General features: G+C 74.9%; 10 protein-coding genes and 2 rRNA genes. 10 read left to right on the top strand and 2 right to left on the bottom strand.

Annotated features, from left to right (window positions below):
• A 23S ribosomal RNA gene (locus BMX97_RS21700) occupies positions 1-85 on the top strand; the annotation flags it as partial.
• Positions 86-196: 111 nt separating this feature from the next.
• Positions 197-312, top strand: a 5S ribosomal RNA gene (rrf, locus tag BMX97_RS21695).
• A 289-nt stretch (positions 313-601) separates the two neighbouring features.
• Here rrf and BMX97_RS21690 read toward each other — a convergent pair.
• Both BMX97_RS21690 and BMX97_RS34225 read right to left on the bottom strand, forming a co-directional pair.
• The gene (locus tag BMX97_RS21690; RefSeq protein WP_244538573.1) at positions 602-1,180 is read right to left on the bottom strand and encodes a YcbK family protein; all 579 of its coding nucleotides are present in this window, start codon (positions 1,178-1,180) and stop codon (positions 602-604) included.
• Positions 1,177-2,286 (bottom strand): type IV secretory system conjugative DNA transfer family protein, encoded by a 1,110-nt coding sequence (locus BMX97_RS34225; protein WP_091753324.1) that lies wholly within the window; start codon positions 2,284-2,286, stop codon positions 1,177-1,179. Before BMX97_RS34225 ends, BMX97_RS21690 begins: the two co-directional genes overlap by 4 nt.
• A gap of 748 nt (positions 2,287-3,034) precedes the next feature.
• On the opposite strand from BMX97_RS34225, the gene BMX97_RS21680 reads away from it, so the two are divergent.
• The 8 genes from BMX97_RS21680 to BMX97_RS21640 all read left to right on the top strand — a co-directional run bounded on the left by BMX97_RS21680 (position 3,035) and on the right by BMX97_RS21640 (position 15,364).
• Positions 3,035-3,985: a DotH/IcmK family type IV secretion protein gene (locus tag BMX97_RS21680; protein WP_143074687.1), complete on the top strand. Its 951-nt coding sequence runs from the start codon at positions 3,035-3,037 to the stop codon at positions 3,983-3,985.
• A gap of 117 nt (positions 3,986-4,102) precedes the next feature.
• Positions 4,103-5,461 (top strand): DotG/IcmE/VirB10 family type IV secretion system protein, encoded by a 1,359-nt coding sequence (locus tag BMX97_RS34220; protein ID WP_091753322.1) that lies wholly within the window; start codon positions 4,103-4,105, stop codon positions 5,459-5,461.
• 46 nt (positions 5,462-5,507) lie between these two features.
• Positions 5,508-6,854 carry an FHA domain-containing protein gene (locus BMX97_RS21670; protein WP_091753321.1) on the top strand — a complete coding sequence of 449 codons (1,347 nt, stop codon included), beginning with the start codon at positions 5,508-5,510 and terminating at the stop codon, positions 6,852-6,854.
• A gap of 23 nt (positions 6,855-6,877) precedes the next feature.
• Complete coding sequence (gene tssK / locus BMX97_RS21665; protein WP_091753320.1) at positions 6,878-8,215, top strand: type VI secretion system baseplate subunit TssK; 1,338 nt, start codon at positions 6,878-6,880, stop codon at positions 8,213-8,215.
• 312 nt (positions 8,216-8,527) lie between these two features.
• Complete coding sequence (gene icmH, locus BMX97_RS21660; RefSeq protein ID WP_091753319.1) at positions 8,528-10,009, top strand: type IVB secretion system protein IcmH/DotU; 1,482 nt, start codon at positions 8,528-8,530, stop codon at positions 10,007-10,009.
• On the top strand, positions 10,006-12,840 hold the full coding sequence (gene tssM, locus BMX97_RS21655; protein ID WP_091753318.1) for a type VI secretion system membrane subunit TssM: 2,835 nt from the start codon (positions 10,006-10,008) through the stop codon (positions 12,838-12,840). Before icmH ends, tssM begins: the two co-directional genes overlap by 4 nt.
• On the top strand, positions 12,837-14,327 hold the full coding sequence (gene tagF / locus BMX97_RS32985; protein WP_177202307.1) for a type VI secretion system-associated protein TagF: 1,491 nt from the start codon (positions 12,837-12,839) through the stop codon (positions 14,325-14,327). Before tssM ends, tagF begins: the two co-directional genes overlap by 4 nt.
• Entirely contained in the window at positions 14,324-15,364 is a 1,041-nt protein-coding gene (locus tag BMX97_RS21640; RefSeq protein ID WP_143074686.1) for a serine/threonine-protein kinase, read from the top strand. The genes tagF and BMX97_RS21640 overlap by 4 nt, the downstream gene beginning before the upstream one ends.
• Positions 15,365-15,529 lie beyond the last annotated feature (165 nt).

Genomic DNA, 15,529 nt, shown 5'->3' with positions numbered 1-15,529 from the left:
AAGACGACCACGTGGATAGGCTGGATGTGCAAGCGCGGTAACGCGCTGAGCTGACCAGTACTAATCGCTCGATCGGCTTGATCGCTCTCATGATCCGTGTCCGGATCAACCCAACCACAACACGATGAAGACGCGCGAACCAGCCACCCGGCTGCCACTCGCAAAAACATGCTTGCCGGACGACGTGCTTGGCCGGTCTGGTGGTCAGAGCGGGGTGATCAGAACCCGATCCCATCTCGAACTCGGCCGTTAACCGCCCCAGCGCCCATGGTACTGTGTCTCAAGACACGGGAGAGTCGGTCACCGCCAGACCTGCCAAGCACGTCATACATTCCCTCGTCACGATCCGAACCACGAAGCCCGCCAGGCGTAAGTCTGGCGGGCTTCGTCGCGTTTGGGATCATCGATGCAGGTATCGTGTGGCCTGTTCGATTCCTCGAATTCTCATCCTCGCCGCGTCCGGAACCGAGTCGTCGGCCATCGATCGGATGTCGGTCGCACTCGCCCGGTGGGACCGGGCTCACTGCCAGCGCGGTTCGTCATGCCGGGAACGCACGGCCGGGTACCGGGTGCGGCAGGGGAGGCGGGGGATGCCCAGCCGTCAGCCCCCCGCCGCCTGGCGACCGGTCCAGGTCCGCCGCTGCCAGACGTCGAGATGCGTGAAGCTGTCGTACAGCCCGATCCCGCCTCGGGAGAAGAACGAGGCGGCGAGCGCCACTGCGCGGGGCGGGTAGCCGCGCACCTGGATGTCGGCCGCGTAGCCGTAGAGATGCATCGAGTTGCGCGCCGCGTTCTCCAGCGCGGCGTTGTGCTCCGGCGTGCGGTAGCCGCTCGTCACCATCACGGGTAGCGGGCTGCCGTGCACCGCCGACATGCTGGCCTGCACCCCCGCCAGGAGATCGAACAGGCTCGGCTGCATCCAGACCGCGCGTCCGGCGTCGCGGATATCGCGCATGAACCAGGACAGGAGCAGGATTTGGGTCCTGTCGTGGCCGGCCCCGGTGCGGAAACGGCTGCGCAGTTCCGACCCGTCCGGCCGCATCAACCAGAGCCGGTCGCGGCCGGCGGGCGCGTCCCGCAGCGAGTCGGCGGCGCCCGCCAGGGCCGAGGAGAGACCCGGGCCGAGCCCGGCGCCGAGGCCCACGCCTCCGACGAGCCCGCGGCGGGTGAGGCCCGTCACCGGAAGGCGGCCGGCGGGGCCGCCCGAAATTTCGGGCTGACCGTCAGGTGGATGACGCGCTCGCCGACGAAGGCCCGCTCGCCGCCCGCCGCGACCCGGACCGGATGGTGGGTCCGGCTGAGTGTCGGCAGGCTGACTGCGCCGCTGCGGGCGAGGTCGTGGTAGCGGCCCATCCCGGTGAAGTCGCGGTCGAGGCGGTTGAAGTTCGCCGCGAAGCTCGCCCGGGCCTCGGTGATGCCGACCGCGAGGCCCGCCTCGAGCGCGACGCCCCAGACGCCCTCCTCGGTCGAATCCTCCGGACGCACCGCCGCCGCCGGCCCCGGCGGGGCGGGCGGCACGCCGGTATTGTAGAGGTAGTCGCGCCAGTCCGGCGGACGCAGCGCGAGACGCGCCGGGCGGACGATCTCGAAGGCGCCGAGCGTCAGGTAGAGCGTGCGGTCGCCGACGCGCTCGGCGAGCCGGTGGAGCTCGGTGATCACCGGCGGCACCAGGGTGCGCTCGATCATCAGCGGGCCGAAATCGTAGCGCCGGTCGAGCTCCGCCCCGTAGGCGCCGTCGAGCTCGGCGTTGAGCCGCGCCGTCTCCTCGGCGAAGCCCTGGCGGATGCCGACGCCGCGGGCGGCCTGGGCCAGGACCTGCTGGCGCAGGTCGCCGTTCTTCGATTGCAGCGCCCCGTAGCGCCCGAAGACCGGCGAGCCCGGATCCTGCAGCAATTCGTAACTGGTGGCGGGGTCTGGCGCCGAAAGCCCGGCATTCCCGCCTCCCGGCGAGCCGCCCTGTCCTCCCGCCTGACCGCCGCCGCCCTGTCCACCCCCGCCTTGTCCGCCTCCGCCCATGCCGCCGAGAAGGCCCTGCATCGGCGTCGCGCCGGCGCGGGGCGCGATGTTGGGGTTGGGCTGGCCCTGGGTGAGGGGGTTGAGGCCTGGATTCTGTGTCTGGTAGGGCGGATAGCCCCCGTAGACGTAAGGGGGAACGCCGTAAGGCACGCCGTAGGGGGCGACCGGTATCCCGGGCACCTGGGTCGCCGCCACGATCGGGCTCAGCTGCGCGAAGGCAGGCCCACCCGCGACGGTTGCGAGCGCCGCCGCCAGAATCGCCGCCCTCACAGCCCGCGCCGTCCCATCTCCTCCTTGAGGAAAATGCGCGTGCTCTCCGGAGATCCCGGGCGGCTTCCCGTGAGGGAGCAGGCCTGAAGGCACGCAGCACAAGAGAGAACGATAAGAAGCCATAACAACTTCATGTCCGATCGTCCGCACGCCACTGCTCCGGTCATGATCTCTCGCCATGGGATCGTCAATCGCCTACGGGAATGCGGATCGATCGCGGCAGAAACTGTGGCATCGGGGGCACAGGATCTAGGGAACGACGCCGGTAAAATAACAGCTCCGTCGGAGAAACGCTTGGTCCGGGCAAAATGTGCTGGACGCCGTCGATTTTCCTGCGATCTCGACCATTGCTTTCCCGCACTCCCTTGCGTCATATTGCCAGCCTGTAAGGGGCGTTCTCGGGGACAGGCGGGCCGGCAGGATGGGGGGACGGATCCGTACGGTGGGACTCGCCGCCCTCGCGGCGGCGGTAACCTGCGGGGCGGCGGACGCGCCTGCGCAACCGTGGCGCGTGGCCCAAGCGACCGGCGGCGCCGTGACGAATCCGGCCCCGATTTCTCCGGCTCCGATTTCTCCGGCACCGCCTTCCGCGGCGGCGCCGGTTCCCGGGCCTTCTCCCGCGGCCCCGCCCCAGGCGGCCGTTCCGGCTCCGGCTCCAGCTCCGGCTCCGTCCGAGGCCCCGCGTGCCGCCTCGCCGCCACCGCCGCGTGAATTGACCCCGGCGGAAATCTCGTCGCTCCAGACCGTCATGACCGATCGGTCGGGCAGCGCGATTCTCACTCCCGGCAATGTCGGGGCGATCCGCAACCGGGTGATCGACGCGCAGCGGGCGGCCACGGCCCCCGGATACGGGGACGAGGGGCCGCCGAAGATCCGGCCGCGGCTGATGAGCGTGCAGCCGCAGGTCGACATGGCCACGCCCCAGACCGTCCACCTCGCCTTCGGGATGGTGACGCCGATCACGATCCTGGATGCCGGCGGCCGGCCCTGGCCGATCGCCGCCTCCGCCTACGATCCGCGCAGCTTCGCGGTGGATGGCGGCGGCTGCGGCGGGCAGGCCTCGGCGCCCGCCGAGCGGCCGACCACGATCCACATCATGCCCTGCCGGGTCTCCACCTACGGCAACATCTCGATCACCCTCGAGAACTATCCGCTTCCGATCGTCCTGATCGTGCAAAGCGGCGGCCGCGGGGGCGACGCGGTGGACCTGCCGGTGACGATCGAGGTGCGCGGCCGCGCCGCGCCGCTCACCGCCCGCTCCGGCGAGCCGGCCGCGCCGACGAATCCCGCCGCCGCTGCGGCGCTGCGTCCGCCGGACGCGATCCCGGTGCCGCCGGGCCGCCACACTGCATTGGCGGCGGCCCCCGACGGGGCCGTACGCACGATCGCCGCCCGGGTCGGACGGGGCCGCGCCGCGCGGGCGACGGGCGACCTGCCGGACCGGTTGATGGACGAGTTCGGCCTCGGCACGCCGCCGCGCGGCGCGGTCCGGCTGCGGGTCGACGATCCGGCGGTCTCGGCCTGGATGCTCGGCGGGCGGCTCTACGTGCGCGGGCCGGTGGTGGTGGTGAATCCGGTGCAGGACGCGATGGCCCAGACGCCCGACGGCGTGCGGGTCTGGCGCTTCGACCGGCCGGTGCCGCGCCTCCTCGTCACCGACGCGGACGGGCGCGAGCGTGCCGTCGCAATCGATGACTGAGCGCGCGACGACCTTGCGGGCGCGCGCGCTCCCGGGGAGCCCGCCCCGACCGGCCATCGGGCCGGCCAAGGGCGCGACGACCGGGGATGTCCGGGGTACCGCCGAGAGAGGACGGACATGCCGATCACCGCACTGATCCTCGCCGCCACGCTGGCGGGCACGCCGCTCGTCCGGGTCCAGGCGGACGGGCAGGTGGCCGGGCAAGGGGGCGCGGCGGCCAAGGAGGCCGGGACGCCGGCGCCGGTCCAGCCGACGCCGCAGGCGACGATGCCGTTCATCCAGCCGCCGCTGCCGGGCCAGGCCCCGGCGGTGCCGAGCGTGGTCTATCAGGGCCCTCCGGGCCAGGTCCTGTCGGATCCGGCGATCGAGGCCCGCATCAACGCGCAGATCGAAGCCCTGATGACGCCGCCGAGCGGCGGCTTCACGGTGCAGCGCTACGCCCGGCCCGAGCCGGCGGCCCCGGCCAATCCGGGATCCGGCGGAAGCGGCACGCGCTCCGGCTCCCCGCTGCAGCAGGCGGCCTATCCGCAGCCGGGCGGCTCCGGCGGCGGAGTCCCGGGCGGGCCGGGCGGGTTCGGCCAGACCGGCTTCACCCCAGGCAATGTCGGTCAAGGCAATCTGGGCCAGGCGGCCGCCGGTCCCAGAGGCTACGGCCAGGGCGGCTACGGCGGAGCGCCCGGGCAGCCCGGTCTCGGCCAGGGTGGCTATGGCCAGGGTGGCGCCGGGCAGGGGAATTTCGGCCAGCCGGGCCAGGGAGGCGGATTCGGGGGTGGACCCGGCGGCATGGCGGGCGCCTATGGCGGCGCGCCGGCGCAGCCGCGCGAGCGGCTCTACGCCGTGGCGCGGGCCGGCGACACCGTCTACGCCTCCCTCGACCAGGGCTTCAACTCGGACGATCCCCAGGCGCCGATCTTCGCGACGGTCTACGACGTCGACGGCGCCCAGCGCGCCGGGCCGCTGCACGGAGTCCGGCTCATCGGGCAGATCGTCTACAGCACGAACCAGGCCGCGATCCAGTTCACGCAGCTCGTCCTCCTCGACGGTCGCCAGTATCCGCTGAAGGCCTACGCGATCTCGCCGCGGGACGCCCGCACCGGGATCTCGCGCGACGTCGACGACCACGCCTTCGAGCGCTACGCCGGGCTGTTCGCGGCCGCCCTCGTCCAGGGCGCCGGCCAGGCCGGGCAGCTCCTGCTGCAGACGAGCCGCAACGTGGCGATCGACCCCGCGACCGGCTTCGCGCTCTCCACCCCCGGGGGCGGCCAGCGCACCCAGGCGGCGCTCGCTGCCCTCCTGCCCCTCGGCCAGACCGCGACCGCCATCGGCGCGCAGAACTTCAACAAGCCGGCCACGATCGCGGGCGTGCCGGGCCTGCCGATCGGCGTCGTCTTCCTGGAGCCGCCGGCCCTGCCGCGCGACGCGGTCCGGATGGGTGCGACCGGCGTCGCGCCGCTCGGCCGCTCCCGGCTGAACTGAGGCGGCGGCGCGGGGTGCGGACGACGCGAGACGGCCGAGGCGGGCGATGACGCTGACCCTGCGAGTCCTGCAGGCGCCGGAAGGCGTGCCGGAGATCGATGCGCGCCGCCTCGAGCCCGGGGCCGGCCCGGTCTCGATCGGCCGCGGCCCGGACAGCGACTGGGTGTTGCCGGACCCCGAGCGGCACGTCTCCAAGCTGCATTGCCGGATCGAAGCCGGGGCGGACGGATTCTACCTCGTCGACCTGTCGAGCAACGGCGTCTACTTCGCCGAGGACGTGCGGCCGGTGGGCCGGGGCAACCGTCGGGCGCTCGATGCCGGCGACAGCTTCCGGATCGGCGACTACCGCATCGGGGTCGGGCGAGAGCCGGGCTCCGGGAGGGGCTGTCCGACGGGATTCGACGCGGCGCAGGACGGGAGCGCGCCTGGATTACCGCTGCACGAGGGCGGCATCTCGGCGATCCTCGCCGGCACCAGCGAGGCGAGCGAGCCGCGCGCCGCGCGCGGCCTCGGCGGCCCGGCGAGCGACTGGCTCGCGGCCGTGCCGGCCGGCGCCGCCGACGCCCAGGTGGTGCAGCCCTACGGCTGGCAGGCCCCGCCCGCCACGACGCTCACCGACCTGCCCGAGGCCGAGGAGGCCTTCAGCGACTTCGCGAGCCGCAGCGAGCACGTCCCGCCTATCAACGAGGCGCTGCAGCTCGCGCCGGCCCGCACCCTGTTGCCGACGGACTGGCATCTGGGCGACGCGGCAGGGCCGTCTCCCGCCGTCGGTGCGCCGGTCCCCGCCGCCCCCGACTGGAGCGAGGCCTGCGCCGCCCTGATCGAGGGGACCGGGCTCGGCGGCCTCGCGGCGGGGCCGGCTCCCGGCGACCGCGCCGCCCTGGTGCGGGCCGGCCAGCTCCTGCGCCGCCTCCTCGACGTGCTGGCGACGGTCGAGGCGGTCCAGCGCAAGACCGAGCGGGACCTCGGCCTGACCCCGCCGGACCGCCAGCGGTCCGGCGGGGCGGCGGCCGGGGCCCCTGCGGTCGAGGGCTTGGCAGTCCGAGACTTGGCAGTTCAAGACTTGGCGGGACTGGTGGCGGAGCTCCTGACGGCGGGCGCCGAGGATGCCGGCGACCGCCTGGTCGCGCGCCTCGCCGGGGTCGCGCGCGACGCCCGCGCGCTCGGCCTCGCGGTCGCCGAGACCGCCGACACGGTCGGCGCCCAGATCCTGCCGGACGCGATCGAGGACGCCGCCCGCGAGGGGACGCGGCTCGCGGTCGGCCCGCTGCTCAAGGCGGCCGCCTGGGAGCGCTACGCGGCCCTGCACGCCGCCCTCGCGGGCGGGGAGGGCGCCGCCGCGGCTGACGCCGTCCTGGCGCCGCTGCGCGGCAGCTACGCCCGCAAGACCTGACATCCGGGGAGCCCTGAGAGCCGATGCTGAGCGAGAACCGCGTGGTCTGGTCGGAGGGAATGTTCCTCCGCGTGCAGCATTTCCAGCAGGCCGACCGCTGGACCGAGCGCTTCGTGCGCGGGCTGACCCGCGACCTCTCGCCCTATCCGTGGGGCTTCTCGGAGATCGGCATCAACCGCGAGCTCCTCGGCGTCGGGCGCTTCGCGCTGTCGCATGCCCGCGGCATCTTCCCGGATGGGACCCCGTTCGAGGCCCCGGGCGACGCCGACCTGCCGCCGCCCCTCGAGCTCCTGCCCGGCACCCGCGACGTGACGATCCACCTCGCGGTGCCGATGCGCCAGCCCGGCAGCCCCGAGGTCGGCGCGGATCGGCGCGAGGACGTGGCGACGCGGCTGCGGCGCACCGCCTGCGACGTGCCCGACGCCAACGGCGACGGCTTTGCCAGCGCCGGCCTCGAGGTCGGGCGGCTGCGCCTGTCCTACGCGCCCTCGAACGGGCCGCTCGCCGGCACCGAGCGGCTGGCCGTCGCCCGCGTGGTCGAGGTCCGCTCGGATCTCGCGGTGGTGCTCGACGATCGCTTCGTGGCGCCCTGCCTCACCTGCGCCGCCGAGGGCCAGCTCGCCGCCCTCGTCGCCGAGCTGCAGGGCCTGGTCTCGCACCGGGCGGAGGCGCTGGCGGCCCGCATCGCCGACCCGACGACCCGCGGGGCCGGCGAGATCGCCGACTTCCTGCTGCTGCAGGTCCTCAACCGGGCCGAGCCGCTCCTGCGCCACGCCGGCGCCCAGGCCGGGCGGCTGCATCCGGAGGCGTTCTACGGCCTCTGCCTCGCGCTCGCCGGCGAGATCGCGACCTTCACGGCCCCCTCGCGGCGGGCGCCGCACCTGCCGGACTACCAGCACGACGACCTCGCGGCGACCTTCGCGGCGGTGTTCGCGGAGCTGCGCGCCGGCCTCTCGGCGCTACTCGAGCAGGTCGCGGTGCCGATCGACCTGCAGGAGCGCCGCCACGGCGTGCGCGTCGGCGCCATCAACGACCGCACTCTCCTGCGCGGGGCCGGATTCGTGCTGGCGGTGCGCGCCTCGCTGCCGCCCGAGACCCTGCGGCGCTCGCTGCCGAACCAGATCAAGATCGGCCCGGTCGAGCAGATCGCCCAGCTCGTCAACGTGGCCCTGCCGGGCATCGCCGTTCGCCCGCTCGCGGTCGCGCCGCGCCAGCTGCCCTATCGCGGCGGCACGGTCTACTTCGAGCTCGACACCACCAACCCGCTCTGGCGCGACCTCGAGCAGTCGAGCGCGGTGGCGATCCACATCGCCGGCAACTTCCCCGATCTCGACCTCGAGCTGTGGGCGATCAAGGGCTGATAGGGATCCCGCACGGGCCGCGGGCCCGCGATCGCCGCGCGATCGAAGATCCGGGCTCTTCGGCGACCGGATCGCGCCGGCCTGCGTCGTCGCGACCGGTCCGGTGCAAAAGGCGGAGTCGATCGCGCGCCGGAGCGCCGGGATAGTCTTTTGCCAGCCCGCCGTTCCTTCGGGAAGCGCCGGTGCGACATCTCTCGGGACGGATATTTTGTCGGTCGCGATGCGACGATCGGGCGTCTCGCGCATTGTCCGAACCGGGATGACGCAAGGGCGAGCACCCGCGATGACGAGAATTCCGGTCGGGGAACGGTGATGGAGGCGGATCCGCGCGGCTACGATTCAGAATCGACGGTGGTGAAGCCCACTCCGGGCGGCGTGCGTGCGCCGACGGTGCTCCGCGTCGATGCCGGAACGGCCGATTCCGGAACGGCCGGTCCCCGCCCCCCCGATTCCCGGGACGCCGGCCCGCGGGCGGCCCCGTCCGCCGCGACCGAGCCCGAGGCGGGCGACTTCGCCCGGGCCGGGATGCCCCCGATGGTCGAGGCGGCCCTGCCGCTGCTCAGCCTGATCGCGCGGCTGCGCACCCTGTCGGGCACGCCCGATCTCGAGGCCTTGCGCCTGCGGGTCATCGCCGCCGTCAAGGCGTTCGAGGCGGCGATCCTCGGCGTCGCGGTGACCCGCGAGCGGGCCCAGGCCGCGCATTACGCGCTCTGCGCGACGATCGACGACGTGATCCTGAACTCGTCCTGGGGCGCCTACAGCCTGTGGGCGCGCCAGGGCATGGTGTCGACCTTCCACACCGACGTCACCGGCGGCGAGCGCTTCTTCGACCTCCTCGCCCACCTGCACAAGGATCCGGGCTCGAACCGCGACGTCCTGCTGCTGATGTACCACTGCCTCTCCCTCGGCTTCGAGGGGCGGATGCGGGTGCACCCGCAGGGGCACCTGGAGATCGGCCGCATCCGCGAGGGCCTGTTCCGGACGCTGCGGGGGGATGCCGAGCGCGAGCTGTCGCCGGCCTGGCGCGGCGTCGACGCGCGGCTGGCGGCCTCCGGCGCCCGCCACCTGCTCTGGGCGGGGGCGGGCCTGGCGGTGCTCGCCCTGGCGGGCCTGTTCCTGCTGCTGCAATCGGCGGTGAACCGGCGCTCGGACGCGACCTTCGCGGCCTTCATCGCGGCGCCCCCGAACACGCCGCCGAGCCTGCGCGGCGGGCCGCCGGGCCCGGCCAGGGCCCCGGTCGCCGCCAAGGAGCAGAGCCGCCTCGTCGACGGCCTGCGCCGCACCCTCAAGCGCGAGATCGACGAGGGCGCCCTCGACGTCGTGCCGAACGGCAACGGAGCCACCCTGCGCATCCGCAATGCCGGCCTGTTCCAGAGCGGCAGCGCCGAGGTCGCGCCGGCCTACACCGCCCTGTTCGAGCGGATCGGCCGGGCGGTCCGGGGCGAGGACGTCTCGGTGCAGGTCATCGGCCACACCGACAACGTGCCGATCCGCACCGTACGCTTCCCGTCGAACTACGAGCTGTCGGTCGCCCGCGCCCAGGCGGTGGCGGCGATCCTCGCCCGCTCGATCGGCACCGACGCGATCCGCGCCGAGGGGCGCGGCGAGGCCCAGCCGGTGCGCCCGAACGACAGCCCCGCGAACATCGCCTTCAACAACAGCCCCGAGGGCCGGGCGCAGAACCGGCGCACCGAACTGGTGATCCGGCGCAACGGCCCGCAGGCGGCGCCCGACGGGTCCGTGCCCGAGAGCGCGCGGGAAACCGGGCAGGAGAGCGAGGAGGTCCGGCCGTGAACATCCTCAACTGGATCTACGAGATCCGCTCCTACGCGACCGCCTATGCGAGCCGGGTCAAGGCCTGGTGGCTCGTCGCGCTGATCTGGGCGCTCGTCGTCGCCTGCGTGGTGTTCTTCTACGGCGAGGCGGTGTCGTTCGGGACCTGGCGGCCCTTCGCGGCGCTCCAGACCCGGATCTACGCCGTCGCGGCCATCGCGGCGGCCTACGTCGTCTACTGCGCCTACCACCTCGTCCGCGGGCTGCGCCGCGACGAGGCGCTGATCGACGCGGTCTCCGGGACCGACCCGGCCCGGTCCGGTCCGGGCGACGTCGCCGAGCTGCAGGCGCGCCTGCGCGAGGCCCTGCGGCTCCTGCGCCGCACGATGGGCCGCCGGTCGGTCTACGCCCTGCCCTGGTACGCGCTGATCGGCCCGCCGGGCTCGGGCAAGACCACGGCCCTGCGCAATTCCGGCCTGCGCTTCCCCCTCGCCGACAGCGTCGGCGAATCGGTCGAGGGGGTGGGGGGCACCCGCTCCTGCGACTGGTGGTTCACCGACGACGCCATCCTGATCGACACCGCCGGCCGCTACACCGCCCAGGACGGCGACGGCGAGGCGGATGCCGCGGGCTGGCGCGGCTTCCTCAAGCTCCTGCGCAAGCACCGCCGGCGCCAGCCGCTGAACGGCGCCATCGTGATGCTGGGGCTCGACACGCTGGTCCAGGCCACCGCCCCCGAGCGGCTGCACCATGCCCGCACCATCCGCAAGCGCCTGCGCGAGCTCGACGAGGCCTTCGGCCTGCGCGTGCCGGTCTACGTCGTGCTGACCAAGGTCGACCGGCTCGCCGGCTTCGAGGCCTTCTTCGAGGCCATGCCGAAGAGCGAGCGCGAGCAGGTCTGGGGCACCACCCTGGCCCTGCCGAGGACCGGGACCGAGGGGCGCGACCTCGCCGACCGGCTCGGGCGCGCCTTCGACGACCTGATCGCGCGGCTCAACGGGCTCCTGCTCGGGCGGCTGCAGGACGAGACCGATCCCGAACGGCGCGCCCAGATCTTCGCCTTCCCGAGCCAGCTCGCGCTCGTCGCCGAGCCGCTGCACGAGGCGCTGGGCGAGATCACCGCCTCCTCCCGCTTCGATCCGCCGCCGCGCCTGCGCGGCCTCTACCTCGCCTCGGCCGAGCAGGACGGGCAGGTCGTCGACCTCGTCGGTCGCACCGCGAGCCGCCACTTCGCCCTCGACCTGCCGCGCTTCTCCCCCGCGGGCGCGGGCGGCCACCGCAGCTTCTTCCTCGCCCGGCTCTTCCGGGACGTGATCTTCAACGAGGCGAACCTCGTCTCCACCAACCCCGCCGCCGAGCGCCGCCGCCGCCTCCTGCGCCGGGCGGCCGCCGGCCTCGCCGCCGCCCTGGCGCTCGGCCTCGCGCTGACCTGGCTCGCCGCCTACCTGCGCCAGGACGGCCTGCTCGCGCAGACCGACGCGCGGCTCGCCCGCTACACCGCGGCCGCCGCGACGTTGCCGGTGGAGGAGGTCGCCGATGCCGACCTCGTGCGCACCGACGCGGTCCTGTCCGAGGCCCGCGACGCCGCCACGCCCTACGCGCAGGACCGCACGCCGCGCCTCCTCGACACGTTCGACCAGGGCGCGAAGGTCCGGGCGGGGCAGGCCAACCTCTACGAGCGGGCGCTGACCGGCTACCTCCAGCCGCGCCTGCTCGTCGCCCTCGCCACCCAGTTGCGGGACGGCGACGGCACGACGGAGGCGGGCAAGTCTCTCGCCGACAAGTCTCTCGCCGACAAGCCTTCCACCGACAGGTCCCCGCCCGGCTCCCCCGGGACGGAGGCCGTCGCGCCGGCACTCAAGTCCAAGGCCGAGCCGTCGCCCGGGCGGGCGGCGCGCAAGCCGGGCGAGGCCGCGCCGCCGTCCGCGCCCGACCTCGCCGAGGCACTGCGCCTCTACCGGATGCTCGGCGGCGAGGAGAGCCTCGACCGGGCCTTCGCTGTGCGGCGCCTGTCGGGCCTGTTCGCCCGCCTGTACCCGGGGGAGCGCCAGGCTCCCCTGCGGGCGAGCCTCGACGGCCACGTCGCCGTCCTGCTCTCGCGCCCCCTGATCCCGATCGCCCTCGACGACGGACTGGTGGCGCGGGCCGGCGACCGGGCGAAGGTGCAGGACCTCGCCGGGCGCTGGGCGCAGGCCGGCGGCGACCGGGCCTGCCGGGCCGCGACCGAGCGGCGCTACCCGTTCGACCGGAGCGCCACCGCCGAGGTCGGGCTGGCCGAGTTCTCGGCCCTGTTCGGGCCGGACGGCCTGTTTGCCCGCTTCCTGCGCACCGACCTCGCCGACCTGGTCGAGACCGGGACCCGGCCCTGGCGCTGGCGCGGCGAGGGGGCCGGCGACGAGACGGTCCTGCGCAGCGTCGAGGCGGCGGACGAGATCCGCCGGGCCTTCTTCCAGACCGGGGCCGCGCGGCCGGCGGTCGGCTTCGAGGTCACGCCCCTGCGGCTCGACGCCGAGGCCACCACCGCCTCGCTCGTCGCCGACGGCCAGGAGGTCACCTACACCCGCGGCAGCGCCCGCCCGCTGAAGCTGACCTGGCCGGGCCAGGGCCCGGCGAGCCCCGCCGCCCGCGTCGTGGTGCAGCCCGGCCCGCCCGAGGCCGCCGCGTTCACCGGGCCCTGGGCGCTGTTCCGCCTGGTCGAGGCCGGCCGGCCCGAGCCCGCCGGGCCCGACCGGCTGCGGCTCACCTACGACGCGGGCGGTCACGAGGCGAGCTTCGAGCTGCGCAGCCCGACGCGGCCGAACCCCTTCGCGCTCCCGGCGCTGCGGTCCTTCCGCTGCCCGAGGTTCCGGTGACCGGACGGCCTCCGGCCGCCGCGCCGGACTCGGCCGCGCCCGGGCTGTTCGGCAAGGTCCCGAGCCGGGGCGACTTCGTCAGCCGCCGCCTCGGCGGGGCCCTGCACGGCGCCCTCGACCAGTGGCTGTCGCGGGCGATCGTGGCGAGCCGCCGGCAGCTCGGCGAGGCCTGGCTGCCGGCCTACCTCGTCGCCCCGGTCTGGCGCTTCGTCCTCGGGCGCGACACGATGGGCCCGCATGCGGTCGCCGGGGTGCTGATGCCCTCGGTCGACCGGGTCGGGCGCTACTTCCCGCTAGTGCTCGCCGCCGAGATGCCGGGCCTTCCCGATCCCTGGCGGCTGTTTCGCCGCGCCGGGCCGTGGTTCGACGCCGCCGAGGCCCGGGCCCGGGCGTGCCTGGCCGACGATTTCGACTTCGACGCCTTCGAGGCGGGGCTCGCCGCGCTCGGCCTGCCGGAGCCGTCGCACCGGCCCGCCTCAGACGGCGCGGAGGTGTCGCGCCGCTTCGCCCTCGGCGACGAGATGGAGGCGGTCCGGGCCTATGCCGACGTCCTCGAGGCGGCGATGGCGGGCTCGCGCCGCAGCTTCACCCTGTGGTGGACCACGGGCTCCGAGACCGTCGCGCCCTCGCTCCTGATGCATCGGGGCGCGCCGGCGCCCGAGCAGTTCGCGGCCTTCCTCGACGGGCGCTGGGAGGCGAGGGGCTGGCACCAGGGCGGCCGACAGGACTCGGCACCGGAGGTCCGCCCGCCGCCGCCCGCGCCTCCTCCGGCCGACGCGCCGCTCGCGGCGCCGCCGCCGGCCGAGGCGGTGCGGCTCGTCTCGGCGGCGCGCACCCATCGGGGCACCCGGCGGCGGCGCAACGACGACGCGGTGGTGGACCGGCCCGATCTCGGCCTGTGGGCGGTCGCCGACGGGGCCGGCGGCCATGCCGCCGCGGATGTCGCCGCCGCCGCCGTGGCGGAGCGCCTGGCCGGGCTCCCGCCCGGCCCGGAAGCGCCCGGCCGCGGGGCGATCGAGTCGCTGCTGTCCGAGGCGAACGAGGCCCTGCGCGCCCGCGCCCGCCGCCTCGGCCCCGACGCGGTGGTGGCCGCGGTCGTCGTGGTGCTGATGGTGCGCGCGGGGCGCTACGCCGTCGCCTGGGCGGGCGACGCCCGCGCCTACCTGCTGCGCGGGCGCGGCCTCGTCCCGCTCACCCGCGACCACGCCACCCGCGAGGGCCGCAAGGTCGTGACCCGGGCGGTCGGGGCCGAGGACGCCTTCGCCCTCGACTGGGCCGAGGGCGCGGTACGGGCCGGCGACCGGTTCGTCCTATGCAGCGACGGCCTCGTCGGGGCGCTGGGCGAGCGCGGCCTCGCCCTGGTCGCCGGCCACGGCACGCCCGCCGAGGCGGTGGCGAGCGCCATCGACGACGCCCTGATCGCCGGCGCCCGCGACAACGTCTCGGTGGTGGTGGTCGACGCCTCCGGCGGGAGCGAGACGCGATGAGCCGGGCGGAGGAGGAGGCGCGCCGCGAGACCCTGCGGGTCCAGGTCAGGCTCGATGCGCTCGCGGCGGCGATCGGCCGGGACGGCGACGGGCGGCCGCGCCCGGAGCCCGAGCGCCGCATCGTCCTCGACGCCGCCCGCTCCGCCCTCGACCGCCTCGCCGATCCGGGCCTGCCGGCCGCCCCGCCCGGCGCGGCGGACGCCACGCTCCTGCCCGAGACGATCGTCGCCAACACCTACGCGGTGCGCGAGCGGATCGGCCGCGGCGGCCTCGCCGAGGTCTACCGGGTGCGCCACCGCGACCTGCGCAGCGATCACGCCGCCAAGGTCCTGCGGCCCGACCGCGCCGTCGATCCGGTGCTGGCGCGCCTTCATGTCAGCGAGGCCCGTGCCCTGATGAGCCTGTCGCACCCCGCAATCCCCCGGGCCCGCGACCTGCTGCGCCACGGCGACGGCCGCGCGGTGATCGTCATGGACCTCCTGCGCGGCGAGACCCTGGCGGAGGCGTTGCGCGCCCGGGGGGCCCTGCCGTCGCAGGACGTCGCGGCGCTGGCCCGGCGGCTTTCCGGGGCGCTCGCGGCGGTCCACGCCGCCGGCCTCGTCCACGGCGACGTGTCGCCGGAGAACGTGATGCTGTGCGGCGGGGCGCAGGGCGCGACGCTGATTGATTTCGGGGTGGTGCGCCGGGCCGGCGAGGCGCTGCCCGACGTCGAGTTCGCCGGCAAGTGGTCGGTCGCCGCGCCCGAGCAGCTCGACGGCCTTCCCGGCGGCCCCCCGGCCGACCTCTACGCCCTCGGCCTGCTCCTCGCCGCAGCGTCCCGCGGCGAGCGGGTCGGGACCGGCCGCGACCGCGAGAGCGCGCAGGCCGCCCGGGCGAGCCTGCCGGATCCGAGGATCGACGGGCGGCTGGGGCGGGTGGTGCGGGCGCTGCTCGCCCGCGATCCGGAGGACCGGCCGGACGCGGAGGCGGTGCGCGACCGCCTCGACGGGGGAGGGGTGTTCGGATGGCTCCGCCGGCCGTCACGCGCCGGCGCGTGACGGCCGGTGGGCGTTGCGGGTATTATGCAGCAAGCCCATCGGAAAGCGTTGATGGAGATGAAAGGTCGGGGGGCCGGAGCTTATCAAGCAAGATTTTCAACAAGCCGGCGTTGCAAGTTGACATGGCGGCTTGACAAGCAGCCACCTGAGCGGCACGTTGCATCG

The sequence above is a fragment of the Methylobacterium sp. ap11 genome (genome assembly GCF_900110515.1).
Classification (GTDB): Bacteria; Pseudomonadota; Alphaproteobacteria; order Rhizobiales; family Beijerinckiaceae; genus Methylobacterium; species Methylobacterium ajmalii.
This window is presented reverse-complemented; position numbering and strand designations above follow the sequence as displayed.